The organism is Streptomyces sp. NPDC050806, from assembly GCF_055586425.1.
The window spans coordinates 391,888-417,112 of sequence record NZ_JBVJIF010000002.1; the positions used below are offsets into that span (position 1 = coordinate 391,888).

The 25,225-nt window shown below is 71.7% G+C and carries 22 protein-coding genes; 21 read left to right on the forward strand and 1 reads right to left on the reverse strand.

Annotated features, from left to right (window positions below; genetic code table 11):
* Nucleotides 1-5: 5 nt before the first annotated feature.
* From ACZ6WH_RS07225 to ACZ6WH_RS07285, 13 genes are all read left to right on the forward strand, one after another.
* Nucleotides 6-344 (forward strand): DUF6167 family protein, encoded by a 339-nt coding sequence (locus tag ACZ6WH_RS07225; protein WP_432851813.1) that lies wholly within the window; start codon nucleotides 6-8, stop codon nucleotides 342-344.
* Nucleotides 344-3,028: an alanine--tRNA ligase gene (alaS, locus tag ACZ6WH_RS07230; RefSeq protein WP_469726653.1), complete on the forward strand. Its 2,685-nt coding sequence runs from the start codon at nucleotides 344-346 to the stop codon at nucleotides 3,026-3,028. Before ACZ6WH_RS07225 ends, alaS begins: the two co-directional genes overlap by 1 nt.
* 14 nt (nucleotides 3,029-3,042) lie before the next feature.
* The gene (gene ruvX, locus ACZ6WH_RS07235) at nucleotides 3,043-3,507 is read left to right on the forward strand and encodes a Holliday junction resolvase RuvX (protein WP_432851809.1); all 465 of its coding nucleotides are present in this window, start codon (nucleotides 3,043-3,045) and stop codon (nucleotides 3,505-3,507) included.
* Nucleotides 3,508-3,632: 125 nt separating this feature from the next.
* On the forward strand, nucleotides 3,633-5,345 hold the full coding sequence (gene mltG / locus ACZ6WH_RS07240; protein ID WP_469726655.1) for an endolytic transglycosylase MltG: 1,713 nt from the start codon (nucleotides 3,633-3,635) through the stop codon (nucleotides 5,343-5,345).
* A 56-nt stretch (nucleotides 5,346-5,401) separates the two neighbouring features.
* Entirely contained in the window at nucleotides 5,402-6,235 is an 834-nt protein-coding gene (locus ACZ6WH_RS07245) for a shikimate dehydrogenase (protein ID WP_469726656.1), read from the forward strand.
* Between the two features lie 145 nt (nucleotides 6,236-6,380).
* Nucleotides 6,381-7,565, forward strand: a complete 1,185-nt coding sequence (aroC, locus tag ACZ6WH_RS07250) for a chorismate synthase (protein WP_469726658.1) — start codon at nucleotides 6,381-6,383, stop codon at nucleotides 7,563-7,565.
* An 8-nt stretch (nucleotides 7,566-7,573) separates the two neighbouring features.
* The gene (locus tag ACZ6WH_RS07255; protein ID WP_432864175.1) at nucleotides 7,574-8,089 is read left to right on the forward strand and encodes a shikimate kinase; all 516 of its coding nucleotides are present in this window, start codon (nucleotides 7,574-7,576) and stop codon (nucleotides 8,087-8,089) included.
* Entirely contained in the window at nucleotides 8,086-9,177 is a 1,092-nt protein-coding gene (gene aroB, locus ACZ6WH_RS07260; protein WP_432851802.1) for a 3-dehydroquinate synthase, read from the forward strand. The genes ACZ6WH_RS07255 and aroB overlap by 4 nt, the downstream gene beginning before the upstream one ends.
* Before the next feature lie 149 nt (nucleotides 9,178-9,326).
* Nucleotides 9,327-10,256 (forward strand): AAA family ATPase, encoded by a 930-nt coding sequence (locus ACZ6WH_RS07265; protein ID WP_469726660.1) that lies wholly within the window; start codon nucleotides 9,327-9,329, stop codon nucleotides 10,254-10,256.
* 153 nt (nucleotides 10,257-10,409) lie between these two features.
* Nucleotides 10,410-11,528: an aminopeptidase P family protein gene (locus ACZ6WH_RS07270; RefSeq protein WP_432864171.1), complete on the forward strand. Its 1,119-nt coding sequence runs from the start codon at nucleotides 10,410-10,412 to the stop codon at nucleotides 11,526-11,528.
* A gap of 72 nt (nucleotides 11,529-11,600) precedes the next feature.
* Nucleotides 11,601-12,167 carry an elongation factor P gene (gene efp / locus ACZ6WH_RS07275; RefSeq protein WP_361562219.1) on the forward strand — a complete coding sequence of 189 codons (567 nt, stop codon included), beginning with the start codon at nucleotides 11,601-11,603 and terminating at the stop codon, nucleotides 12,165-12,167.
* Nucleotides 12,168-12,169: 2 nt separating this feature from the next.
* Nucleotides 12,170-12,598 (forward strand): transcription antitermination factor NusB, encoded by a 429-nt coding sequence (nusB, locus tag ACZ6WH_RS07280; RefSeq protein ID WP_361562220.1) that lies wholly within the window; start codon nucleotides 12,170-12,172, stop codon nucleotides 12,596-12,598.
* A gap of 106 nt (nucleotides 12,599-12,704) precedes the next feature.
* On the forward strand, nucleotides 12,705-14,180 hold the full coding sequence (locus ACZ6WH_RS07285) for a pyridoxal phosphate-dependent decarboxylase family protein (protein ID WP_469726661.1): 1,476 nt from the start codon (nucleotides 12,705-12,707) through the stop codon (nucleotides 14,178-14,180).
* A gap of 85 nt (nucleotides 14,181-14,265) precedes the next feature.
* On the opposite strand, the gene bldD is transcribed toward ACZ6WH_RS07285, so the two are convergent.
* A complete protein-coding gene (gene bldD / locus ACZ6WH_RS07290; RefSeq protein ID WP_030610427.1) occupies nucleotides 14,266-14,766 on the reverse strand; it encodes a transcriptional regulator BldD in 501 nt (166 codons plus the stop codon).
* Nucleotides 14,767-14,988: 222 nt separating this feature from the next.
* On the opposite strand from bldD, the gene pyrR reads away from it, so the two are divergent.
* The 8 genes from pyrR to pyrF all read left to right on the forward strand — a co-directional run bounded on the left by pyrR (nucleotide 14,989) and on the right by pyrF (nucleotide 25,064).
* A complete protein-coding gene (gene pyrR / locus ACZ6WH_RS07295; RefSeq protein ID WP_361562222.1) occupies nucleotides 14,989-15,579 on the forward strand; it encodes a bifunctional pyr operon transcriptional regulator/uracil phosphoribosyltransferase PyrR in 591 nt (196 codons plus the stop codon).
* 93 nt (nucleotides 15,580-15,672) lie between these two features.
* Complete coding sequence (locus ACZ6WH_RS07300; protein ID WP_469726663.1) at nucleotides 15,673-16,656, forward strand: aspartate carbamoyltransferase catalytic subunit; 984 nt, start codon at nucleotides 15,673-15,675, stop codon at nucleotides 16,654-16,656.
* 2 nt (nucleotides 16,657-16,658) lie between these two features.
* The gene (locus ACZ6WH_RS07305; protein WP_469726665.1) at nucleotides 16,659-17,972 is read left to right on the forward strand and encodes a dihydroorotase; all 1,314 of its coding nucleotides are present in this window, start codon (nucleotides 16,659-16,661) and stop codon (nucleotides 17,970-17,972) included.
* A complete protein-coding gene (locus ACZ6WH_RS07310) occupies nucleotides 17,969-18,568 on the forward strand; it encodes a PH-like domain-containing protein (protein WP_469726666.1) in 600 nt (199 codons plus the stop codon). The genes ACZ6WH_RS07305 and ACZ6WH_RS07310 overlap by 4 nt, the downstream gene beginning before the upstream one ends.
* The gene (carA, locus tag ACZ6WH_RS07315) at nucleotides 18,565-19,707 is read left to right on the forward strand and encodes a glutamine-hydrolyzing carbamoyl-phosphate synthase small subunit (RefSeq protein ID WP_469726668.1); all 1,143 of its coding nucleotides are present in this window, start codon (nucleotides 18,565-18,567) and stop codon (nucleotides 19,705-19,707) included. Before ACZ6WH_RS07310 ends, carA begins: the two co-directional genes overlap by 4 nt.
* Nucleotides 19,700-23,008: a carbamoyl-phosphate synthase large subunit gene (gene carB / locus ACZ6WH_RS07320; protein WP_432851790.1), complete on the forward strand. Its 3,309-nt coding sequence runs from the start codon at nucleotides 19,700-19,702 to the stop codon at nucleotides 23,006-23,008. The genes carA and carB overlap by 8 nt, the downstream gene beginning before the upstream one ends.
* A gap of 89 nt (nucleotides 23,009-23,097) precedes the next feature.
* Nucleotides 23,098-24,207, forward strand: a complete 1,110-nt coding sequence (locus tag ACZ6WH_RS07325; protein ID WP_469726670.1) for a quinone-dependent dihydroorotate dehydrogenase — start codon at nucleotides 23,098-23,100, stop codon at nucleotides 24,205-24,207.
* Nucleotides 24,204-25,064, forward strand: a complete 861-nt coding sequence (gene pyrF / locus ACZ6WH_RS07330) for an orotidine-5'-phosphate decarboxylase (RefSeq protein ID WP_469726671.1) — start codon at nucleotides 24,204-24,206, stop codon at nucleotides 25,062-25,064. Before ACZ6WH_RS07325 ends, pyrF begins: the two co-directional genes overlap by 4 nt.
* The last annotated feature ends 161 nt before the right edge of the window (nucleotides 25,065-25,225 follow it).

A 25,225-nucleotide genomic window follows, 5' to 3' on the forward strand; every position in this document is an offset into this window, starting at 1 on the left:
CCGCGATGTTCCGCCGCGCATTCTGGTTCACCACCGGCGCAGCCGCCGGGGTGTGGGCCACCAACAAGGTCCACAGCAAGCTGCGCAAGCTCCAGCCCGACAGTCTCGCGGCGCAGGCAGCGGACAAGGCGGTGGCGACCGGACACCGGCTGCGCCGATTTGCATTGGACGTACGCGACGGAATGGCGGACCGTGAAGAGCAGTTGCACGAAGCGCTCGGTCTGACGGAGACCGGAGCGGCGCGCGAACTGCCGCCCGCCCGCCGGACCGACGCCCTCGCCCCGCACCACCCCCCGACACGTATCACCCGGACAACCGGACCGAACCGAAACGAGGACCACTGATGGAGTCGGCTGAAATCCGCCGCCGCTGGCTGAGCTTCTTCGAGGAGCGCGGGCACACCGTCGTGCCCTCGGCGTCGCTCATCGCGGACGACCCGACGCTGCTGCTGGTCCCCGCGGGCATGGTCCCCTTCAAGCCGTACTTCCTCGGTGAGGTCAAGCCGCCGGCGCCGCGCGCCACCAGCGTCCAGAAGTGCGTGCGCACGCCGGACATCGAAGAGGTCGGCAAGACCACCCGGCACGGCACGTTCTTCCAGATGTGCGGCAACTTCTCCTTCGGCGACTACTTCAAGGAAGGCGCCATCAAGTACGCCTGGGAGTTGCTGACGACTCCCGTGGCGGAGGGCGGCTACGGCCTGGAGCCCGAGAAGCTCTGGGTGACCGTGTACCTGGACGACGACGAGGCCGAGCGCATCTGGCACGAGGTCGTCGGCGTGCCCAAGGAGCGCATCCAGCGCCTGGGCAAGTCGGAGAACTACTGGTCCATGGGCGTTCCCGGCCCCTGCGGCCCGTGCTCCGAGATCAACTACGACCGCGGCCCGGAGTTCGGGGTCGAGGGCGGCCCGGCCGTCAACGACGAGCGGTACGTGGAGATCTGGAACCTGGTCTTCATGCAGTACGAGCGCGGCGCCGGGACCTCGAAGGAGGACTTCGAGATCCTCGGCGAGCTGCCCAGCAAGAACATCGACACCGGCCTCGGCCTCGAACGCCTCGCGATGATCCTGCAGGGCGTGCAGAACATGTACGAGACCGACACCCTGCGCGTCGTCATCGACAAGGCCACGGACCTCACCGGCGTCGCCTACGGTGCCGGCCAGGACACCGACGTCTCGCTGCGCGTCGTCGCCGACCACATGCGCACCTCCGTCATGCTCATCGGTGACGGCGTCACGCCCGGCAACGAGGGCCGCGGCTACGTGCTGCGCCGCATCATGCGCCGCGCCATCCGCAACATGCGCATCCTCGGCGCCACCGACCCGGTCGTCGCCGACCTCGTCGACGTGGTCATCAAGACGATGGGCCGGCAGTACCCGGAGCTCCTCCAGGACCGCAAGCGCATCGAGACCGTCGCCCTCGCCGAGGAGGCCGCCTTCCTCAAGACGCTGAAGGCCGGCACGAACATCCTCGACACCGCCGTGACCGAGACCAAGGCCGCCGGCGGCAAGGTCCTCGCCGGCGACAAGGCGTTCCTGCTCCACGACACCTGGGGCTTCCCGATCGACCTCACCCTCGAAATGGCCGCGGAGCAGGGCCTGTCGGTGGACGAGGACGGCTTCCGCCGCCTGATGAAGGAGCAGCGGGAGCGCGCCAAGGCCGACGCCCAGGCCAAGAAGCACGGCCACGCCGACATGTCGGCCTACCGCGAGGTCGCCGACAAGTCCGGCTCCACCGTCTTCACCGGCTACACCGACACCGACGGCGAGTCCACGGTCGTCGGCCTGGTCGTCAACGGTGCCTCGGCTCCCGCGGCCCACGAGGGCGACGAGGTCGAGGTCGTGCTGGACCGCACCCCGTTCTACGCCGAGGGCGGCGGCCAGCTCGCCGACACCGGCCGCATCAAGACCGACACCGGCGCCGTGATCGAGGTCCGCGACGTCCAGCAGCCGGTCCCGGGTGTCACCGTCCACAAGGGATCGGTCCAGGTCGGCGAGATCACCGTGGGCTCGCCCGCGTACGCCACCATCGACATCAAGCGCCGCCGGGCCATCGCCCGCGCCCACAGCGCCACCCACCTCACCCACCAGGCGCTGCGGGACGCCCTCGGGCCCACCGCCGCCCAGGCCGGTTCGGAGAACTCCCCGGGCCGCTTCCGGTTCGACTTCGGCTCGCCGGCCGCCGTGCCCGGCACGGTCCTCACCGACGTCGAGCAGAAGATCAACGAGGTGCTCTCGCGCGAACTGGACGTCACCGCCGAGGTGATGAGCATGGACGACGCGAAGAAGCAGGGCGCCATCGCCGAGTTCGGCGAGAAGTACGGCGACCGGGTCCGCGTGGTCACCATCGGCGACTTCTCCAAGGAGCTGTGCGGCGGTACGCACGTCCACAACACCGCCCAGCTGGGCCTGGTGAAGCTGCTCGGCGAGTCCTCCATCGGCTCCGGCGTGCGCCGCGTGGAGGCCCTGGTGGGCGTGGACGCGTACAACTTCCTGGCCCGTGAGCACACGGTCGTCTCGCAGCTCACCGAGCTGGTCAAGGGCCGGCCCGAGGAGCTGCCGGAGAAGGTCTCCGGCGTGCTCGCCAAGCTCAAGGAGGCCGAGAAGCAGATCGAGCAGTTCCGCGCGGAGAAGGTCCTGCAGGCCGCCGCCGGGCTCGCCGCCGGCGCCAAGAACGTGGGCGGCGTCGCGCTGGCCTCCGGCCAGGTGCCCGACGGCACCTCCGCCGACGACCTGCGCAAGCTCGTCCTGGACGTGCGCGGCCGGCTGGATCAGATGTCGGGGGCGTCCGACCGCCCGGCCGTCGTCGCCCTCTTCTCGGTGGCCAATGGCCGCCCGGTGACCGTGATCGCCACCAACGAGGCCGCCCGCGAGCGCGGCATCAAGGCCGGCGAGCTGGTCCGTGCGGCCGCCAAGACGCTCGGCGGCGGTGGCGGCGGCAAGCCGGACGTCGCCCAGGGCGGTGGCCAGAACGCCGCCGCCGTGCCCGAGGCCATCGAGGCCGTCGAGCGGCTCGTCGCCCAGGCCGGCTGAGGCACGTGAGCGGTATGCGACGCGGCAGGCGGATCGCCGTCGACGTCGGGGACGCCCGCATCGGGGTCGCCTCGTGCGACCCCGACGGGGTCCTCGCGACCCCGGTGGAGACCGTGCCGGGACGTGACGTCCCGGCCGCCCACCGGCGGCTGAAGGCGATCATCGAGGAGTACGAACCGCTGGAGGTCGTCGTCGGCCTGCCCCGCTCCCTGAACGGGGGAGAGGGGCCGGCCGCGGCCAAGGTGCGGGCGTTCGCGCGGGAGATGGCGAAGAACATCGCGCCGGTGCCGGTACGGCTGGTGGACGAGCGGATGTCGACCGTCACGGCGGCGCAGGGGATGCGCGCCTCCGGCGTGAAGGCCAAGAAGGGACGTTCCGCCATCGATCAGGCGGCGGCCGTGGTCATCCTGCAGAGCGCCCTGGAAACCGAACGCACGTCCGGTCAGGTCCCTGGTGAGAGCGTCGAGGCGGACGCCTGATCGCGGTACGGTAACGTTCCGCGCGACCGGCCGCGTTCGAACAGTGGCGGGCGCAAGAAGAGGCGGTCAGTACACAAGCCGCGCTGCGACCACGGAGCGCACCGCCTCGCGGCTCTAGGGGATCGATGACTGAGTACGGCCGGGGCTACGGCTCCGAACCCTGGCATCCCGAGGACCCTCTCTACGGAGAGTCCTACGGTGACCAGGGCGCCTACGGCGGCCAGGCTTCCTACGGGAGCCAGGACCCCTATGCGGGTCAGGACGCCTACGCGGGACAGGGGCAGCAGGGCTGGTACGGCGCTCCCGGCCACCAGCAGCACCAGTACGGCCAGCAGCAGTACGACCCGTACGGCCAGGCCGGGCAGACCGGCGGCGTGCCGTACGACCCGTACGGCCACCAGTCCGACCCCTATGGCCAGCCCACCCACTACGGCCGGCAGCCCGATCCGTACGGCCAGGGCGATCCCTACGGTCAGCAGCCCGACCCGTACGGCGGCGCGGCGCCGGACCACTACGGCACGCCCGACGGCTACCCGGCGCCGCATCAGGTCCAGCCGGCCGGGCACGACCAGACGGCAGCCATGCCCGTCGTCCCCGGCGGCCCGCCGGGCGACGACTGGCAGGCGGCGGGGCAGGACACGCCCTGGCAGGACGAGCCGGCCCGGCCCGAACCGGAGCCGGACCACGCCTTCTTCTCCGGCGGCCACGCGGACGACGGCCCCGAGGAGGACCCGGCGCCGCGCGAGAAGCGCCGGTCGGCACGGGACCGCCGCGACCGGGACCAGCGCCCGAAGCGCCGCGGCCGCGCGGTCGCCGCGGTCGTCGCCCTCGCGGTGATCGGCGGCGGCGGTTACCTCGCCTACGACCGCTTCGCCCCGCCGCCGGACTTCGACGGCGAGGGCAGCGGCAGCGTCCAGGTGGAGATCCCGGACGGCTCGCCCGTGCTGCAGATGGGGCTGCTCCTCAAGAAGGAGGGCGTGGTCAAGAGCGCCGACGCGTTCACCGCGGCGGTCACCGAGAACCCCAAGGCCGAGAGCGGCCTCCAGCCCGGCGCGTACACGCTGCGCAAGGGCATGTCGGCGGCGTCGGCGGTGGAGCTGATGCTCAGCCCGGAGAGCCGCAACGGCATGACGATCCCGGAGGGCATGCGGGCGGTCTCGGTCTACGAGCGGATCGACAAGAAGCTCGACCTGAAGGCCGGCACGACCAAGGGCGTCGCCGCGAGCGAGGCGAAGAACCTCGGCCTGCCCTCCTGGGCGGACGACGACCCCGACATAAAGGACCCGCTGGAGGGCTTCCTCTACCCCTCGACGTACGCGGTGAGCCCCAAGGCGAAACCGGCGGACGTCCTCAAGCAGATGGTCGCGCGGGCCAAGCAGAATTACGCCCGCTACGACCTGGTGGCGAACGCGAAGAAATTCGGGCTGAAATCGCCGATGCAGCTCGTCACGGTGGCCAGCCTCACCCAGGCCGAGGGCACCAGCCACGACGACTTCCGCAAGATGGCCGAGGTCGTCTACAACCGCCTGGACCGGAGCAATCCCGAGACCTGGGGCCGGCTCGAATTCGACTCGACGTACAACTACATCAAGAACCAGAGCGAACTCGACATTCCGATCAGCGCCATCAAGAACTACGACAACCCCTACAACACGTATTACTACAAGGGGCTGCCGCCGGGGCCGATCGGCAATCCGGGCGATGACGCGCTGAAGGCGGCGGTCAACCCGACCGACGACGGCTGGTACTACTTCGTCGCCATCAACGGGAAGTCGAAGTTCGCCAAGACCTACGCCGAGCACGAGAAGCTCGTCGCGGAATTCAACAAGACCCGTTAGGCCCCTGGCGCCCCGCCGGCGCAGGGCCCGTGAGAGAACGGCTGAGGGCAGTACCCGTGTCAGGAACCCACCACAAGGCGGCGGTCCTCGGATCGCCCATCGCCCATTCGCTGTCCCCGGTGCTGCACCGCGCCGCGTACGACGAACTGGGGCTGACCGGCCGGGAGTACGGCCGCTTCGAGATCGACGAGGCGGCGCTGCCGGGCTTCCTGGCGGGGCTGGACGACGCCGAGTGGGCGGGCCTGTCGCTGACCATGCCGCTGAAGCGCGCGGTCATCCCGCTGCTCGACGGGGTCAGCGAGACCGCCGCCTCCGTCGAGGCCGTCAACACCGTGATCTTCACCGAGGACGGCCGGCGCACCGGCGACAACACCGACATCCCCGGCATCCAGGAGGCGCTGCGCGAGCGCGGCGTGACGAGCGTCGACGGCGCCGCGATCCTCGGCGCCGGCGCCACCGCCTCCTCGGCGCTCGCCGCGCTCGCCCGCATCTGCACCGGCGAGGTGACCGTGTACGTCCGCAGCCAGGCGCGCGCCGACGAGATGCGCGGCTGGGGCGAGCGGCTCGGTGTCGCCGTCCGCACCGCCCCCTGGGACGACGCGGCGGCCGCCTTCGAGGCGCCCCTGGTGATCGCCACGACCCCGGCCGGGACCACCGACGCGCTGGCCGCCGCCGTGCCCGCGCGGCCCGGCACCCTCTTCGACGTGCTGTACGAGCCGTGGCCCACCGCGCTGGCCGCGGCCTGGTCCGAGCGCGGCGGCCCGGTCGTCGGCGGCCTGGACCTCCTGGTCCACCAGGCCGTACTCCAGGTCGAGCGGATGACCGGCTGCGAGCGGGCCCCGCTGGCCGCGATGCGCAAGGCCGGCGAGGCGGCGCTGGCCTCTCGCTGACCCGCCGCCGGCCGGGGCGGTATCCGGCCGGAGGCCCGGCAGGACGGCGGACGTGGCGGTCCGCTCCCTGGACTGGGCGCCGGCCGCCGGGCCGGTCGTGGGAGGATCAGGGGAAGAACGTACGCGCAGTACACGAGGAGCACCGTTGAGCAGGTTGCGCTGGCTGACGGCGGGGGAGTCGCACGGCCCCGCACTGGTGGCGACGCTGGAGGGCCTTCCGGCCGGCGTCCCCGTTACCACGGAGATGGTGGCGGACGCCCTGGCCCGTCGCCGGCTCGGCTATGGCCGCGGTGCCCGGATGAAATTCGAGCGTGACGAGGTCACCTTCCTCGGTGGCGTGCGGCACGGCCTCTCCCTGGGCTCGCCGGTCGCGGTCATGGTGGGCAACACCGAGTGGCCCAAGTGGGAGCAGGTCATGGCGGCCGACCCGGTCGACGAGGCCGAGCTGGCCGAGCTGGCCCGCAACGCCCCGCTGACCCGTCCCCGCCCCGGCCACGCCGACCTGGCCGGCATGCAGAAGTACGGCTTCGACGAGGCCCGCCCGATCCTGGAGCGCGCCTCGGCGCGCGAGACCGCGGCCCGCGTCGCGCTGGGTGCCGTGGCCCGCTCCTACCTCAAGGAGACGGCCGGCATCGAGATCGTCAGCCATGTCGTCGAGCTGGCCGCCGCCAAGGCCCCGTACGGCGTGTACCCCAAGCCCTCCGATGTGGAGAAGCTGGACGCCGACCCGGTGCGCTGCCTGGACCAGGACGCGTCGAAGGCGATGGTCGCGGAGATCGACCAGGCCCACAAGGACGGCGACACCCTCGGCGGCGTGGTCGAGGTCCTGGCGTACGGCGTGCCGGTCGGCCTCGGCAGCCATGTGCACTGGGACCGCCGCCTGGACGCCCGCTTGGCCGGTGCCCTGATGGGCATCCAGGCGATCAAGGGCGTCGAGGTCGGCGACGGCTTCGACCTGGCCCGCGTGCCGGGTTCCCAGGCGCACGACGAGATCCTGGCAACGGACGACGGGATCAAGCGCGCTTCGGGCCGCTCCGGCGGTACCGAGGGCGGTCTGACCACCGGCGAGCTGCTGCGCGTCCGCGCCGCGATGAAGCCGATCGCGACCGTGCCGCGCGCCCTGGCCACCGTCGACGTGACCACCGGCGAGGCGGCGCAGGCCCACCACCAGCGCTCCGACGTGTGCGCCGTGCCGGCCGCCGGCATCGTCGCCGAGGCCATGGTCGCACTGGTCCTCGCGGACGCCGTGGCGGAGAAGTTCGGCGGCGACAGCGTCGCGGAGACCCGCCGAAACGTCCGGTCCTTCCTCGACAACCTGGCCATCCGGTGAGCGAGCCGGTGACCGGCCCGGCCGTCGTGCTCGTCGGCCCCATGGGGGTGGGCAAGACGACCACCGGGCTGGCGCTCGCCGAGCGGCTGGGCACCACCTTCCGGGACACCGACGCGGACATCGTCGCCGGGGCCGGCAAGCCCATCTCGGAGATCTTCATCGACGAGGGCGAGCCGCACTTCCGGGAGCTGGAGCGGCAGGCCGTGAGCGCCGCGGTGCGCGACCACGCCGGGGTACTGGCGCTCGGCGGCGGCGCGATCCTGGACGCCTCCACCCGCGAGCTGCTGTCCGGGCTGCCCGTCGTCTTCCTGGAGATGGGCGTGGCCGAGGCCGTGAAGCGGGTGGGCCTGGACGCGCCGCGCCCGCTGCTGGCGGTCAACCCCCGGCAGCGCTGGCGCGAGCTGATGGCCGAGCGCCGGCCGCTGTACATGGAGGTGTCCCGCGCGGTGGTGTCCACGGAGGGGCGCACCCCCGAGGACGTCGCCGAGGCCGTCCTTGACGCATTGGAGCTGAGGAAAGCATGACCGACGCACCCACTCGTATCCACATCGGCGGCTCCGCCGGTTCGGACCCGTACGACGTGCTGGTCGGCCGGCAGCTGCTGGGCGAGCTGCCCTCGCTGATCGGGAACCAGGCCAAGCGGGTCGCGGTCCTGCACCCCGAGGCGCTGGCCGCCACCGGAGAGGCGCTGCGCGAGGACCTCGCGGGCCAGGGGTACGAGGCCATCGCGATCCAGCTGCCGAACGCCGAGGAGGCCAAGACCGCCGAGGTCGCGGCGTACTGCTGGAAGGCGCTCGGGCAGACCGGCTTCACCCGCACCGACGTCGTGGTGGGCGTCGGCGGCGGCGCCACCACGGACGTCGCGGGCTTCGTCGCGGCCACCTGGCTGCGCGGGGTCCGCTGGATCGCCGTGCCGACCACCGTGCTGGGCATGGTGGACGCGGCCGTGGGCGGCAAGACGGGCATCAACACCGCCGAGGGCAAGAACCTCGTCGGCGCCTTCCACCCGCCGGCCGGCGTGCTGTGCGATCTCGCGGCGCTGGACTCGCTGCCGGTGCACGACTACGTCTCGGGCCTGGCCGAGGTCATCAAGGCGGGCTTCATCTCCGACCCGGCCATCCTGGACCTGATCGAGAGCGACCCGGAGGCCGCGAAGCGCCCCGACGGGCCGCACACCGCCGAGCTGCTCGAACGTGCCATCCGCGTCAAGGCCGAGGTGGTCTCTTCCGACCTCAAGGAGTCGGGCCTGCGGGAGATCCTCAACTACGGTCACACGCTCGCCCACGCCATCGAGAAGAACGAGCGGTACAACTGGCGGCACGGCGCCGCCGTTTCGGTGGGCATGGTCTTCGCCGCCGAGCTGGGCCGGATCGCCGGGCGGCTGGACGACGCGACCGCCGACCGGCACCGCACCGTCCTCGGCGCCGTCGGCCTGCCGCTGACCTACCGCGGCGACCAGTGGCCCAAGCTGCTGGAGACGATGAAGGTGGACAAGAAGTCCCGGGGCGACCTGCTGCGCTTCATCGTGCTGGACGGGCTGGCGAAGCCGACCGTGCTGGAGGGCCCGGACCCGGCGATGCTCCTCGCGGCGCACGCCGAGATCGCCGCCTGACGCCCGCCGGGCACTTCCCACCGCCCCCGGCCGTTGCCACAACCACGGCCGGGCGGGGGTTCCCCCAACGGTAGTTGGGGGCAGTACCGTTCGGTAGAACCCGGGCCTGACGACCCACCACCTCACCCCACGAGACGGAGAGCCACCGGATGCAGCACCCAGGGGGGGCTCCGCTGCCACCGCCGCATCTGCCGGGCAGTGCCGGCGCCTGGGCCGAGCACCAGGCCCGTTCCATACCCTCCGGGCCGCAGCGGCCCCCGGCACCGGCCGCACCGCCTCCGCCGCAGGGCGCTCCCACGGGCCCGCCCCCTCCGCCGCAGAGCGCGCCGACCGGCCCCCCGCCTCCGCCGCAGGGCGCTCCCACCGGTCCACCGCCCCCGCAGCAGGGCGCACCGGCCGGCTGGGGCGGGAACCGGCAGGCGGCGCGGCCCGAGACCGCCACGGGCCACATCCAGCTGCCCACCGGCAACCCCGTCGCGCTGCCCACGCCGCCGCCCGGCACGGCCGCGCCCGACGTCGCGCACGCCGCCGTCGCGGTGCTGCTCATCGGCCCCGCGGGCGCCGGCAAGACCAGCGTCGCCCGGCACTGGGCCGACATCCGCCGCGTCCCCACCGCGCACATCAGCCTGGACGACGTACGCGAATGGGTACGCGCGGGGTTCGCCGACCCGCAGCAGGGCTGGAACGACCACTCCGAGGCGCAGTACCGTCTCGCCCGCCGGACCTGCGGCTTCGCCGCGCGCAACTTCCTCGCCAACGGCATCTCCTGCATCCTCGACGACGCCGTCTTCCCCGACCGCCCGGTGGTCGGGCTGGGCGGCTGGAAGCGCCACGTGGGCCCGGGGCTGCTGCCCGTCGTCCTCCTGCCGGGCCTGGAGATCGTGCTCGAACGCAACGCCCAGCGCAGCGGCAACCGCCGGCTGACCGACGAGGAGGTCGCCCGCATCCACGGGCGGATGGCCGGCTGGTACAGCTCCGGTCTGCCGATCATCGACAACTCGCAGCACGACGTCGCCACCACCGCCCGGATGCTCGACGAGGTCGTGGCCCGCAGCCTGGCCAGCCCGCCGGCCTGGTGACGGGGGCCGGCCCGGTTGCCCCGCGGGCGGCCGCCCCGTAAGGCCGCGACCGCCCGCACCCCGCCGGGCCGGACCCACCGGGCAGGAAACTCCCACAGACGCGCTCAAAGCGCGCGACTCCCGGCGTACTCGTACGCTCGGTACATGCCAGACATGTACGCAACCCGACGCGCCCGGTTGCGTGACCGCTATGCCGCGGCCGGCACCGGCGCGGGCGCGACCGACACCGCTGCGGCGCTCGTTTCGAGCCCCGCCAACATCCGCTACCTCACCGGCTGCGCGCCCCGCGGAGCGGCGCTGCTGCTGCACGAGGGCGACGACACGCTGCTCTGCCCCACCGCACCCACCGGCGAGCCGTCGGAGGGGCGGCCGGCCGAAAACCTCCGGATCAGCCTGCTGCCCGCGCACACGGGCGACCCGACCGTCGCCGCCGCCGACCTCGCCGCGAAGGCCGGGGCCGAGACGCTCGCCGTGGAGGAGCACCACCTCACCGTGGCCCGGCACCGCGCGCTGCGCTCCGTGGCGCCCGGCCTGCGCCTGGCGGACCTGGGCTGTGCCGTGGAGGCGCAGCGGCTGGTGAAGGACCAGGACGAGATCGCCTGCCTGCGCATCGCCGCCGAGATCACCGACCAGGCGCTCGGCGAGCTGCTGGAGTCGATCCTCGTGGGCCGCACCGAACGCCATCTCGCGCTGGAGCTGGAGCGCCGGCTCGTCGACCACGGCGCGGACGGCCCGGCCTTCGCCACCTCCGTTGCCACCGGGCCGAACTCCGGCCGCCCGGGTCATCCGCCCACCGACCGACGGGTCGAGGAGGGTGACTTTCTCACCGTGAGCCTGGGTGCCGACTACCGCGGCTACCGCTGCGAGATCGGCCGTACGTTCGTCATCGGCACCACGCCGGCGGACTGGCAGATCGAGCTGTACGACCTCGTCTTCGCAGCCCAGAGGGCAGGCAGGGAGGCGCTCGCGCCCGGCGTGGAGTGCCGCGAAGTGGACCGCGCGGCGCGGCAGGTGCTGGCCTCAGGGGGGCACGAAGAGGGGCTCGGACCATGGACCGGACACGGCGTGGGGCTCGAAATCGCCGAGGACCCTCAGCTGTCACCTGCGGCCATGGGTAAACTGGACGCTTGCGTGCCGGTCACTGTCGATCCCGGGGTTCACCTCCCGGGCCGCGGCGGTGTCCGGATCGACGACACACTCGTCGTCCGCCCCGAGGCGGACGGCGGGCCAGAGCTACTCACGATCACGACCAAGGAGCTGCTCGCCCTCTGAGCCTTGACGGCCCGGAGCGTGCGTTGCGTCTTCCGGGTCCCCACCACCTGCAGTCCAGGAGATACCGCAACCGTGGCATCCACGAACGACCTCAAGAACGGCATGGTGCTCAAGCTCGAAGGGGGCCAGCTGTGGTCCGTTGTCGAGTTCCAGCACGTCAAGCCCGGCAAGGGCCCGGCCTTCGTCCGTACCAAGCTGAAGAACGTGCTCTCCGGCAAGGTGGTGGACAAGACCTTCAACGCCGGCGTGAAGGTCGAGACGGCCAACGTCGACAAGCGCGGGATGCAGTTCTCGTACATGGACGGCGAGTACTTCGTCTTCATGGACATGGACACCTACGACCAGCTGATGGTCGACCGCAAGGCTGTCGGTGACGCCGCGAACTACCTCATCGAGGGCTTCGAGGCCGTCGTCGCGCAGCACGACGGCGAGGTGCTCTACGTCGAGCTGCCCGCCGCGGTCGAGCTGTCCATCAAGGAGACCGAGCCGGGCGTCCAGGGCGACCGCTCCACCGGTGGCACCAAGCCCGCCACGCTGGAGACCGACCACGTCATCCAGGTCCCGCTCTTCATCACCACCGGTGAGAAGATCAAGGTCGACACCCGCTCCGGCGAATACCTCGGTCGGGTGAACAGCTAACCGTGGCTGCCCGTAACAAGGCCCGCAAGCGCGCCTTCCAGATCCTCTTCGAGGCCGACCAGCGCGGCGCCGACGTGCAGACCGTGCTCGCGGACTGGATGCGGCACGCCCGGACCGACCCCCGGCAGCCCCCGGTCAACGAGTACACCCTTGAGCTTGTCGAGGGGTACGCGGACCACGTCGAGCGGATCGACGAGCTGATCGCGCAGTACGCGGTCGGCTGGACGCTCGACCGGATGCCGGTCGTCGACCGCAACATCCTGCGGCTCGGCGCCTACGAGCTGATCTGGGTGGACGAGACTCCGGACGCGGTCGTGATCGACGAGGCCGTGCAGCTGGCCAAGGAGTTCTCCACCGACGACTCGCCGTCCTTCGTGAACGGCATGCTCGGCCGTCTGAAGGACATGAAGCCGAGCCTGCGCCGGGGCTGACGCCCGGCATCCAAGGCTCCGCACGCGTCCACCGGGCCCGGCGACGGAAGAGTTTTCTTCCGCCCGGGCCTGGTGCCGTTGCGGGGCCTGCTCTACGTTCGGCCGGATGTCCGAATCCCTCGCACACCGCGCCGCCGGGGACGCTCCCGGCACCCTCCTCGCCCGCCTGGACGCGCTGCGCGCCGCCGACCTGCCCGTGCACGGCGGCCGGACCATGGCGTACGTCTACGACTCCGGGCTGCCCGGCACCGAGGAGCTGGCGGCCGCCGCTCACGCCCGTTTCGCCGGGGTCAACGGCCTGGACATGACGGCCTTCCCGAGCGTCGTGGCGCTGGAGAACGACCTCGTGGGCGCCGCTTCCCGGCTGCTGGGCGGGACCGCCGCCACCGCCGGCACCTTCACCAGCGGCGGTACGGAGAGCTGCCTCCTGGCCGTGCTCACGGCGCGTGAGCACGCGCGCCGGACGCGCGGGGTCGACGCGCCCGAAGTGCTCCTCCCCGAGACGGCGCACGCCGCCTTCCACAAGGCGGCCGCCCTCTTCGGACTGCGCGCAGTAACCGTCCCCGTCGACCCGGCCACCCACCGGGTGCGCCCCGCTGACGTCGCCGCGGCGCTCACCGGCCGCACGGCGCTGGTGGTGGTCTCCGCGCCCTCGTACGCACACGGGGTGATCGACCCGGTGGCCGAGGTCGCGGCGGCCGCCGCCGCGCGCGGGGTCCTCTGCCACGTCGACGCCTGCATCGGCGGCTGGTACCTGGGCCACCTGCGGCGGGCCGGCGACGCGCCGGAGGTGCCGCCCTTCGACCTGTCCGTACCGGGCGTCAGCTCGCTCTCGGTGGACCTGCACAAGTACGGCTACACGCCCAAGGGCGCGTCGGTCCTGCTGCTGCGCGACGCGGAGCTGCGCCGGCACGGCTGGTTCGCGCACGCCTCCTGGCCGGGCTACCCCGTCGTCAACGCCACGCTCCAGGGCACCAAGTCCGCGGGGCTGCTGGCCGCCGCCTGGGCCGTGGTGCGGCACATCGGCACCGACGGCTACACGGAGCTGTCGCGGCGGGTGCACCGGGCGACCGGCGACCTGGTGCGCGGCATCGGTGCCCTGGACGGCCTGCGGGTGCTCGGGCCGCCGGACGCCTCGCTGATCGCGGTGACGGCGGACGAGCCCGCCCTGGACGTCTTCGTCGTGGCCGACGAGATCCGGGAGGCGGGCTGGTACCTGCAGCCGCAGCCGGCGTACGGGGCCTCGCCCGCGACCCTCCATCTGACGGTCACGGCGGCGGTGGCGGGGGAGAAGAGCGTCGCGCGGCTGCTGGACGCGCTCGCGGCGGCGGTGGCGCGGGCGCGGCAGCGCGGCCCGGCGGTGGTGAGCCCGGAGCTGCGGGCCGCCGCTGCCGCGCTCGACCCGGAGGCGCTGACCCCCGAGGAGGTCGACATGGCGCTCGAATTGGCCGGAATCGGCAGGTCAGGGGCGCTGCCCGAGCGGATGGCGCCGGTGCTCGCGGTGCTCCAGGCGATGCCGCCCCGGCTCACCGAACGCCTGCTGCCCGAGGTCATCGGGCGGCTGTACCGGACGGCGGAGTGAGCGGCGGCCGCCCACGAAGACGCCTCGGGGCGGGAGCAAGCGGCTCCCGCCCCGAGGCGTGTCGTTTCTGCTCAGTGGCCGAGGGTCAGATGTCCTCGTGCTGTACCGCGCGGCGCGCGTCGGCGTCCAGGACGCCCCAGCTGATCAGCTGCTCGGTGAGGACCGAGGGGGACTGGTCGTAGATGACCGCCAGCGTGCGCAGGTCGTCCTGGCGGATCGAGAGCACCTTGCCGTTGTAGTCACCGCGCTGGCTCTGGATCGTCGCGGCGTAGCGCTGCAGCGGTCCGGCCTTCTCCTGCGGGACGTGGGCGAGGCGCTCCAGGTCCAGCACCAGCTTCGGCGGCGGCTCGGCGGCACCGCCCGGGGTCGTGCCCGGAAGCAGCTCCTGGACCGGCACGCCGTAGAAGTCCGCCAGCTCGGCCAGGCGCTGCACGGTCACGGCACGGTCGCCGCGCTCGTACGAACCCACCACCACGGCCTTCCAGCGGCCCTGGGACTTCTCCTCGACACCGTGGAGGGAGAGGCCCTGCTGGGTGCGGATGGCGCGGAGCTTGGCCCCGAGCTGTTTAGCGTATTCGCTGGACATAAAGCTCCCCAGACAGCTGTCTCGATATGCGGCTCGGCCGCGCGGCTGGTAACTCACTGTGAGGTTACGCAGCGTAATTTGGCTTCGTCAAGCCGAATGAGGCATACCGCTGACCGTCGGGGGTGCTTACGGTCGATGTTCGGGTCCCTGGTACCGTGAATGCGGTAAATCCGACGTCCTTTAAGGTCCGTCCCGTGAGGCGGAGAAGGAGGTCCGTTTCGTATGGACGCAACACCTGCGACTCCGGCGCGCCCCGTTCTGGAAGGCCCGGACATCGCGCGCATGCTGACCCGCATCGCCCACGAGATCGTGGAGCGCGCCAAGGGCGCCGAGGATGTGGTCCTGCTCGGCATTCCCACCCGCGGCGTCTTCCTCGCCCGCCGGCTCGCCGCCAAGCTCGAAGAGATCACCGGTCGCGCGGTCCCCGTCGGCTCGCTCGACATCACGATGTACCGCGACGACCTGCGCCTGGGTCCGGCCCGTACGCTCGCGCGCACCGACATCCCCGGTGACGGCATCGAGGGCCGTGTGGTCCTCCTCGTCGACGACGTGCTCTTCTCGGGCCGCACGATCCGCGCGGCCCTGGACGCCCTGAACGACATCGGGCGGCCGCGCGCCGTGCAGCTCGCCGTCCTGGTCGACCGCGGCCACCGCGAGCTGCCGATCCGCGCCGACTACGTCGGCAAGAACCTCCCCACGTCGCTGCGCGAGACGGTCAAGGTCCAGCTCGCCGAGGAGGACGGCCGGGACGCCGTGCTGCTCGGCGTCAAGCAGGACAAGCAGGCTCCGACCGCACAGGCCGCCGAGCGCTAGGCCTCCCGTACGCCCCGGGTGCGCCCGGGTGCGCGTAGCCATGCCCGCTCGGCGGACATTTCCGCTTACCTGCCTCACTCACGGAGAAACCGGATGAAGCGTCACCTCATCTCGGCCGCCGATCTCTCGCGCGACGACGCCGTCCTGATCCTCGACACCGCCGAGGAGATGGCCCGGGTCGCCGACCGGCCGATCAAGAAGCTGCCCACCCTGCGCGGGCGCACCGTCGTCAACCTCTTCTTCGAGGACTCCACCCGTACGCGGATCTCCTTCGAGGCCGCCGCCAAGCGCCTCTCCGCTGACGTCATCAACTTCTCCGCCAAGGGCTCGTCCGTCTCCAAGGGCGAGTCGCTGAAGGACACCGCGCTGACCCTGGAGGCGATGGGCGCCGACGCCGTCGTCATACGGCACCACGACTCCGGCGCGCCGCACCGCCTGGCCACCTCCGGCTGGATCGGCGGCTCGGTGATCAACGCCGGCGACGGCACCCACGAGCACCCCACCCAGGCCCTGCTGGACGCCTTCACGATGCGCCGCCGGCTGGCCGGCGGCGAGGGCGACCTGGCCGGCCGCCGCATCACGATCGTCGGCGACATCCTGCACAGCCGGGTCGCCCGCTCCAACGTCCACCTGCTGACGACGCTGGGCGCCGAGGTCACGCTCGTCGCGCCGCCCACCCTCGTCCCGGTCGGCGTGGAGACCTGGCCCTGCGAGGTCTCGTACGACCTGGACGCCGTGGTCGCCAAGTCCGACGCGGTCATGATGCTGCGCGTCCAGCGCGAGCGGATGAACGCCGCGTTCTTCCCGACCGAGCGGGAGTACGCCCGCCGGTACGGCCTGGACGGCGACCGGATGGCCCGGATGCCCGAGCACGCCGTCGTGATGCACCCCGGCCCGATGAACCGCGGCATGGAGATCACCGCCGAGGTCGCCGACTCGCCGCGCTGCACCGCCGTGGAGCAGGTCACCAACGGCGTCAGCATCCGGATGGCGGTCATGTACCTCCTGCTGGGCGGCAACGAGCCCGCCCTCACGACCAGCACGACCACCAGCACTCGCACCGAGGAGAGCAAGTAACCATGGGCAAGATCCTTATCCGCGGCGCGAAGGTCCTCGGTGGCGACGCGCAGGACGTCCTGATCGACGGCGAGACCATCGCCGAGGTGACTGCATCTGGTATCGCCCTACCGGGCGGTGGCGGGCCGAGCGCCGAGGGCGCCGAGATCGTCGAGGCGGACGGCAGGATCCTGCTGCCGGGCCTGGTCGACCTCCACACCCACCTGCGCGAGCCGGGCCGCGAGGACTCCGAGACGGTCCTGACCGGCACGAAGGCCGCCGCGGTCGGCGGGTACACCTCCGTGTACGCCATGGCCAACACCTTCCCGGTGGCCGACACCGCCGGCGTCGTCGAGCAGGTCTGGCGGCTGGGCAAGGAGTCCGGCTACTGCGACGTGCAGCCGGTCGGCGCCGTCACGGTCGGTCTGGAGGGCAAGAAGCTCGCCGAGCTGGGCGCCATGCACGACTCCGCCGCCAACGTCCGGGTCTTCTCCGACGACGGCAAGTGCGTCGACGACGCGGTGATCATGCGCCGCGCCCTGGAGTACGTGAAGGCCTTCGACGGCGTCGTGGCCCAGCACGCCCAGGAGCCCCGCCTCACCGAGGGTGCCCAGATGAACGAGGGCATCGTCTCCGCCGAGCTGGGGCTGGGCGGCTGGCCGGCCGTCGCCGAGGAGTCGATCATCGCCCGGGACGTGCTCCTCGCCGACCACGTCGGCTCCCGCGTGCACATCTGTCACCTCTCCACCGCCGGCTCCGTCGAGATCATCCGCTGGGCCAAGTCCCGCGGCATCGACGTGACCGCCGAGGTCACCCCGCACCACCTGCTCCTCACCGACGAGCTGGTGCGCACGTACAACCCGGTCTACAAGGTCAACCCGCCGCTGCGCACCGAGCGCGACGTCATGGCGCTGCGCGAGGCGCTGGCCGACGGCACGATCGACATCGTCGCCACCGACCACGCCCCGCACCCGCACGAGGACAAGGACTGCGAGTGGGGCGCGGCGGCCATGGGCATGGTCGGCCTGGAGACCGCGCTGTCCGTGGTGCAGCACACGATGGTCGACACCGGACTGCTGACCTGGGCGCAGGTCGCCGACCGGATGTCCGCCCGCCCCGCGGTCATCGGCCGCCTGGAGGGCCACGGCCGTCCCGTCTCGGCAGGCGAGCCCGCCAACCTCACCCTGGTCGATTCCGCTTACCGTGGAGCTGTGGACCCCGCAGGGTTCGCCTCCCGCAGCCGTAACACCCCGTACGAGGGCCGCGAGCTGCCGGGCCGTGTCACCCACACGTTCCTGCGGGGCCGGGCAACGGTCGTGGACGGGAAGCTGGCGTGACACCTCATTCGATCTTGATCCCTCTGGCCGCCGCGCAGAAGTCGGCCGAGGTCACCAACTGGCCCGCGCGGATCGGCTGGGTCGTCGGCCTGCTGCTCTTCATCGCGCTGCTGTACTGGCTGATGCGCGAGGGCTGGAAGTGGCGCGGCACGCTCCAGGGCGACCTGCCCGAGCTGCCGCAGACCCCGGACACGCCCGGTGAGCCGCGGCTCACGATGAGTGGCCGGTACCACGGCTCCACCACCGCCGGGCAGTGGCTCGACCGGATCGTGGCCCGCGGGCTCGGCACCCGCAGCCGCGCCGAGGTCACCCTCACGGAGCAGGGCGTGGACGTCGTCCGGCCCGGGGCGCAGGACTTCTTCATCCCCGCCGCCGACCTGCTCGGCGCCCGCCTGGACAAGGGCATCGCCGGCAAGGTCCTGCCCGAGGGCGGCCTGCTGGTGCTCACCTGGCGGCTGGGCGAGAAGGAGATCGACTCCGGTTTCCGCTCCGACCGGGCCGCCGAGCACTCCGCGTGGGTGACCGCCCTCGACGAGACCATCCAGCGCAAGGACGCGCTGGTCAGCACGACCACCGAAACGGAAGGCGCACGATGACGACCTCCACCCGGGGAGCCGCGAAGGTTCCCGCCGTACTCGTCCTGGAGGACGGCCGCAGCTTCCGCGGCCGCGCCTACGGGGCCGTGGGGGAGACTTTCGGCGAGGCGGTGTTCTCCACCGGCATGACCGGTTACCAGGAGACCCTGACCGACCCCTCTTACCACCGCCAGGTGGTCGTCATGACCGCCCCGCACATCGGCAACACGGGCGTCAACGACGAGGACCCCGAGTCCCAGAAGATCTGGGTCTCCGGTTACGTCGTCCGCGACCCCGCCCGTACCCCCTCGAACTGGCGCTCCGTCCGCACCCTGGACGACGAGCTGGCCGCCCAGGGCATCGTCGGCATCAGCGGCGTCGACACCCGCGCGCTCACCCGCCACCTGCGCGAGCGCGGCGCGATGCGCGTCGGCATCTTCTCCGGCGACGCGCTGCCCGACGAGGGCACGCTGCTGGAGAAGGTCCGCCAGGCTCCCGAGATGAAGGGCGCGAACCTCTCCGCCGAGGTCGCCACCCAGGAGACGTACGTCGTCCCGGCGATCGGCACGAAGAAGTTCACCGTCGCCGCCATCGACCTGGGCATCAAGGGCATGACCCCGCACCGGATGGCCGAGCGCGGCATCGAGGTGCACGTCCTGCCCGCGACCGCCACCGCCGAGGACGTCTACGCGGTCGCCCCGGACGGCGTGTTCTTCTCGAACGGCCCCGGTGACCCGGCCACCGCCGAGCACCCGGTCGCCCTGATGCAGGCCGTGCTGGAGCGGAAGACCCCGCTGTTCGGCATCTGCTTCGGCAACCAGATCCTGGGCCGCGCACTCGGCTTCGGCACCTTCAAGCTGAAGTACGGCCACCGCGGCATCAACCAGCCGGTGCAGGACCGTTCCACCGGCAAGGTGGAGGTCACCGCGCACAACCACGGCTTCGCCGTGGACGCGCCGCTCGACAAGGTCTCCGACACCCCCTACGGCCGTGCCGAGGTCTCCCACGTCTGCCTGAACGACAACGTGGTGGAGGGCCTCCAGCTGCTCGACCAGCCGGCCTTCAGCGTCCAGTACCACCCCGAAGCGGCCGCCGGTCCCCACGACGCCGCGTACCTGTTCGACCGCTTCGTATCCCTGATGGAGGGCCAGCGTGCCTAAGCGCACCGATATCCAGTCCGTCCTGGTCATCGGCTCCGGCCCGATCGTCATCGGCCAGGCCGCCGAGTTCGACTACTCCGGCACCCAGGCCTGCCGGGTCCTGAAGTCCGAGGGCCTCCGCGTCATCCTCGTGAACTCCAACCCGGCGACGATCATGACCGACCCGGAGATCGCCGACGCCACCTACGTCGAGCCGATCACCCCCGAGTTCGTCGAGAAGATCATCGCCAAGGAGCGCCCCGACGCGCTGCTGCCGACCCTCGGCGGCCAGACCGCGCTGAACACCGCGATCTCCATGCACGACCAGGGCGTCCTCGACAAGTACGGCGTCGAGCTGATCGGCGCCAACGTCGAAGCGATCAACAAGGGCGAGGACCGCGACCTCTTCAAGGAGGTCGTGGAGGAGGTCCGCAAGAAGATCGGCCACGGCGAGTCCGCGCGTTCCTACATCTGCCACTCCATGGACGACGTCATGAAGGGCGTCGAGGAGCTCGGCGGCTACCCCGTCGTCGTCCGCCCCTCCTTCACCATGGGCGGCGCGGGCTCCGGCTTCGCGCACAACGAGGAGGAGCTGCGCCGCATCGCGGGCCAGGGCCTCACGCTCTCCCCGACCACCGAGGTGCTCCTGGAGGAGTCCATCCTCGGCTGGAAGGAGTACGAGCTGGAGCTGATGCGCGACAAGAACGACAACGTCGTGGTCGTCTGCTCCATCGAGAACTTCGACCCGATGGGCGTGCACACCGGCGACTCGATCACCGTCGCCCCGGCGATGACGCTGACCGACCGCGAGTACCAGATCCTGCGGGACGTCGGCATCGCGATCATCCGCGAGGTCGGCGTCGACACCGGCGGCTGCAACATCCAGTTCGCGGTCAACCCCGAGGACGGCCGGGTCATCGTCATCGAGATGAACCCGCGCGTCTCCCGCTCCTCCGCGCTCGCCTCCAAGGCCACCGGCTTCCCTATCGCCAAGATCGCCGCCCGGCTCGCCGTCGGCTACACGCTGGACGAGATCCCGAACGACATCACCGAGAAGACCCCGGCGTCCTTCGAGCCCACGCTCGACTACGTCGTGGTCAAGGTGCCGCGCTTCGCCTTCGAGAAGTTCCCGGCCGCCGACGCCACCCTCACCACCACCATGAAGTCGGTGGGCGAGGCCATGGCGATCGGCCGTAACTTCACCGAGGCCCTGAACAAGGCGCTGCGCTCGACGGAGAAGAAGGGCAGCTCCTTCGCCTTCACCGGCGAGCCCGGCGACAAGGCCGAGCTGCTGGCCACGGCGCAGACCCCGACCGACGGCCGGATCAACACCGTCATGCAGGCGATCCGCGCCGGGGCCACCCCGCAGGAGGTCTTCGACGCCACGAAGATCGACCCCTGGTTCGTCGACCAGCTCTTCCTGGTCAAGGAGATCGCCGACGAGATCGCGGCCGCCGACAAGCTCGGCCCCGAGATCCTCGCCGAGGCCAAGCGGCACGGCTTCTCCGACGCCCAGATCGCCGAGATCCGGGAGCTGCGCGAGGACGTCGTCCGCGAGGTCCGGCACGCGCTCGGCGTCCGCCCGGTCTACAAGACGGTCGACACCTGCGCCGCCGAGTTCGCCGCGAAGACGCCGTACTTCTACTCCTCCTACGACGAGGAGACCGAGGTCGCGTCCCGCGAGAAGCCCGCGGTGATCATCCTGGGCTCCGGCCCGAACCGCATCGGCCAGGGCATCGAGTTCGACTACTCCTGCGTCCACGCCTCCTTCGCGCTCAGCGAAGCGGGCTACGAGACCGTGATGGTCAACTGCAACCCGGAGACCGTCTCCACGGACTACGACACCTCCGACCGGCTGTACTTCGAGCCGCTGACCCTCGAGGACGTGCTGGAGATCGTCCACGCCGAGCAGGCGGCCGGCCCCGTCGCGGGCGTCGTCGTGCAGCTCGGCGGCCAGACCCCGCTGGGCCTCGCGCAGGCCCTGAAGGACAACGGCGTACCGATCGTCGGCACCTCGCCCGAGGCCATCGACCTCGCCGAGGAGCGCGGCGCCTTCGGCCGTGTGCTCACCGAGGCCGGGCTGCCCGCCCCGAAGTACGGCACCGCCTTCTCGTACGACGACGCCAAGAAGATCGCCGCCGAGATCGGCTACCCGGTCATGGTCCGGCCCTCGTACGTCCTCGGCGGCCGCGGCATGGAGATCGTCTACGACGAGCCGTCGCTCGGCGAGTACCTGGAGCGGCACGCGGGCCTCATCGACCAGCACCCCGTGCTGATCGACCGCTTCCTCGACGACGCCATCGAGATCGACGTCGACGCGCTCTACGACGGCGAGGAGCTCTACCTCGGCGGCGTCATGGAGCACATCGAGGAGGCCGGCATCCACTCCGGCGACTCCGCCTGCGCGCTGCCCCCGATCACCCTCGGCGGCTTCGACATCAAGCGGCTGCGCGCCTCCACCGAGGCCATCGCCAAGGGCGTCGGCGTCCGCGGACTGATCAACATCCAGTTCGCGATGGCCGGCGACATCCTCTACGTCCTGGAGGCCAACCCGCGCGCCTCCCGTACGGTGCCCTTCACCTCGAAGGCCACCGCGGTACCGCTCGCCAAGGCCGCCGCGCGCATCTCGCTCGGCGCGACCGTCGCCGAGCTGCGCGCCGAGGGCATGCTCCCGAAGACCGGCGACGGCGGCACGCTCCCGATGGACGCGCCGATCTCCGTCAAGGAGGCCGTGATGCCCTGGTCGCGCTTCCGCGACATGCAGGGCCGCGGCGTGGACACCGTCCTCGGCCCGGAGATGCGCTCCACCGGCGAGGTCATGGGCATCGACTCGGTCTTCGGCACGGCGTACGCCAAGTCGCAGGCCGGCGCGTACGGCGCGCTGCCCACGAAGGGCCGCGCGTTCGTCTCCGTCGCCAACCGCGACAAGCGCGCGATGATCTTCCCGGCCCGCGAGCTGGTCCAGCACGGCTTCGAGCTGCTCGCCACCTCCGGCACCGCCGAGGTGCTGCGCCGCAACGGCATCAACGCCACCGTGGTGCGCAAGCAGTCCGAGGGCGAGGGCCCGAACGGCGAGAAGACCATCGTCCAGCTCATCCACGACGGCCAGGTCGACCTGATCGTCAACACCCCGTACGGCACCGGTGGCCGCCTGGACGGCTACGACATCCGTACGGCGGCGGTGGCCCGCTCCGTGCCCTGCCTGACCACGGTCCAGGCCCTCGCGGCCGCCGTGCAGGGCATCGAGGCGGTGTCCCGCGGCGAGGTCGGCGTGCGCTCCCTCCAGGAGCACGCCGAACACCTGACGGCAGCCCGCGACTAAGCAGCCGGCCGAACGAGGGGGACACCGCGAACGGTGTCCCCCTCTTCATGAGCTCAAGCGGCCCACCAGGCCTTTCCGAGGACATCACCATGTACAAGTTCTTCTTCCAGCTCGTCTTCAAGCGGATGGACCCCGAGCAGGCACATCACCTGGCCTTCGGCTGGATCCGGCTGGCCGCGCGCATTCCGGTCCTGCGGACCTTCGTGGCCGCCGCCCTCGCGCCGCGCCACAAGGAGCTGCGCGTCGAGGCCCTCGGGCGCCGCATGCACGGCCCCTTCGGGCTCGCCGCCGGCTTCGACAAGAACGCCGTCGCGATCGACGGCATGACGATGCTCGGCTTCGACCACGTCGAGATCGGCACCGTCACCGCGCAGCCGCAGCCCGGCAACCCCAAGAAGCGCCTCTTCCGCCTCGTGAAGGACCGCGCGCTGATCAACCGCATGGGGTTCAACAACGAGGGCTCCGCGGCCGTGGCGGCCCGGCTGGCGGCCCGCAAGGCCGTCTTCAGGACGACGCTGGGCGTCAACATCGGCAAGACCAAGATCGTGCCGGAGTCCGAGGCGGTCGGCGACTACGTCACCTCCACCGAGCGGCTGGCCGGCCACGCCGACTACCTCGTGGTCAACGTCTCCTCGCCGAACACCCCAGGGCTGCGCAACCTTCAGGCCGTCGACCACCTGCGCCCGCTGCTGTCCGCGGTGCGCGAGGCCGCCGACCGCACCGTCACCGGGCGCCGCGTCCCGCTGCTGGTGAAGATCGCCCCCGACCTGGCCGACGAGGACGTCGACGCGGTCGCCGACCTCGCCGTGGAGCTGGGCCTGGACGGCATCATCGCCACCAACACCACCATCGCGCGCGACGGCCTGGGCCTGACGTCCGACCCCGCGCTCGTCCAGGAGACCGGCGGGCTCTCCGGCCGCCCGGTGAAGGAGCGCTCCCTGGAGGTGCTGCGCCGCCTGTACGCCCGCGTCGGCGACCGCATCACCCTCATCGGCGTGGGAGGCATCGAGAACGCCGAGGACGCCTGGCAGCGCATCCTGGCCGGCGCCACCCTCGTGCAGGGCTACAGCGCCTTCATCTACGAGGGCCCGTTCTGGTGCCGCGCCATGCACAAGGGCCTGGCCGCACGCCTGCGCAACAGCCCGTACGCCACGCTCGCCGAGGCCGTCGGCGCCGAGCACAAGAAGGTGACCTCATGAATTCCCAGGACTCCCGGGGGCTCGCCGCGGAGCCCTTCGGCGCCCGTCTGCGCCGCGCCATGGACGAGCGCGGGCCGCTCTGCGTCGGCATCGACCCGCACGCCTCGCTGCTCGCCGACTGGGGCCTGAACGACGACGTGGCGGGCCTGGCCCGGTTCACCCGTACCGTCGTCGAGGCGCTCGGCGAGACCGTCGCGGTCTTCAAGCCGCAGGCCGCGTTCTTCGAGCGCTTCGGGTCCCGCGGCCTGGCCGTCCTGGAGACGGCCGTCGCCGAGGCCCGGGAGCGGGGCGCGCTGGTCCTGATGGACGCCAAGCGCGGCGACATCGGCTCCACGATGGCCGCGTACGCCGAGACCTTCCTCGGCAAGGACAGCCCGCTCTTCTCCGACGCGCTCACCGTCAGCCCGTACCTGGGCTACGGCTCGCTGAAGCCCGCAGTGGAGCTGGCCAAGGACAACGGCTGCGGCCTCTTCGTGCTGGCGCTCACCTCCAACCCCGAGGGCCAGGAGGTGCAGCACGCGGTACGGGCCGACGGCTCGACCGTGGCGGCCACCATGCTCGCCCACCTCAAGGCCGAGAACGCCGGCGCCGAACCGCTGGGCTCCTTCGGCGCCGTCGTGGGCGCGACGCTGGGCGATCTGTCCGCGTACGACCTCGCCGTTAACGGGCCGCTCCTGGCACCCGGCATCGGGGCCCAGGGGGCGACCCCCGCCGACCTGCCGAAGGTCTTCGGGGACGCCGTGCGCAATGTGGTGCCGAGCGTCAGCCGGGGTGTTCTCCGTCACGGTCCGGACGTCGCAGGTCTGCGCGATGCGGCGGCTCGGACGGCCGCGGATGTGGCCGCAGCGGTCGGTTAATGGCAGCGACCGGCACTTCAGCCGGTACTTTGGTCCCGAAATGTCCTGGTCGGCAGAGGCTGACCAGGACTTTTCGTCTGTTCTCGCTGACTCTGGCGCCCTCGCCCGCTAGTCTCCGACGAGAGCACCGCACGTAAGCGCGTTGTTCGTTGCTCCGCAGG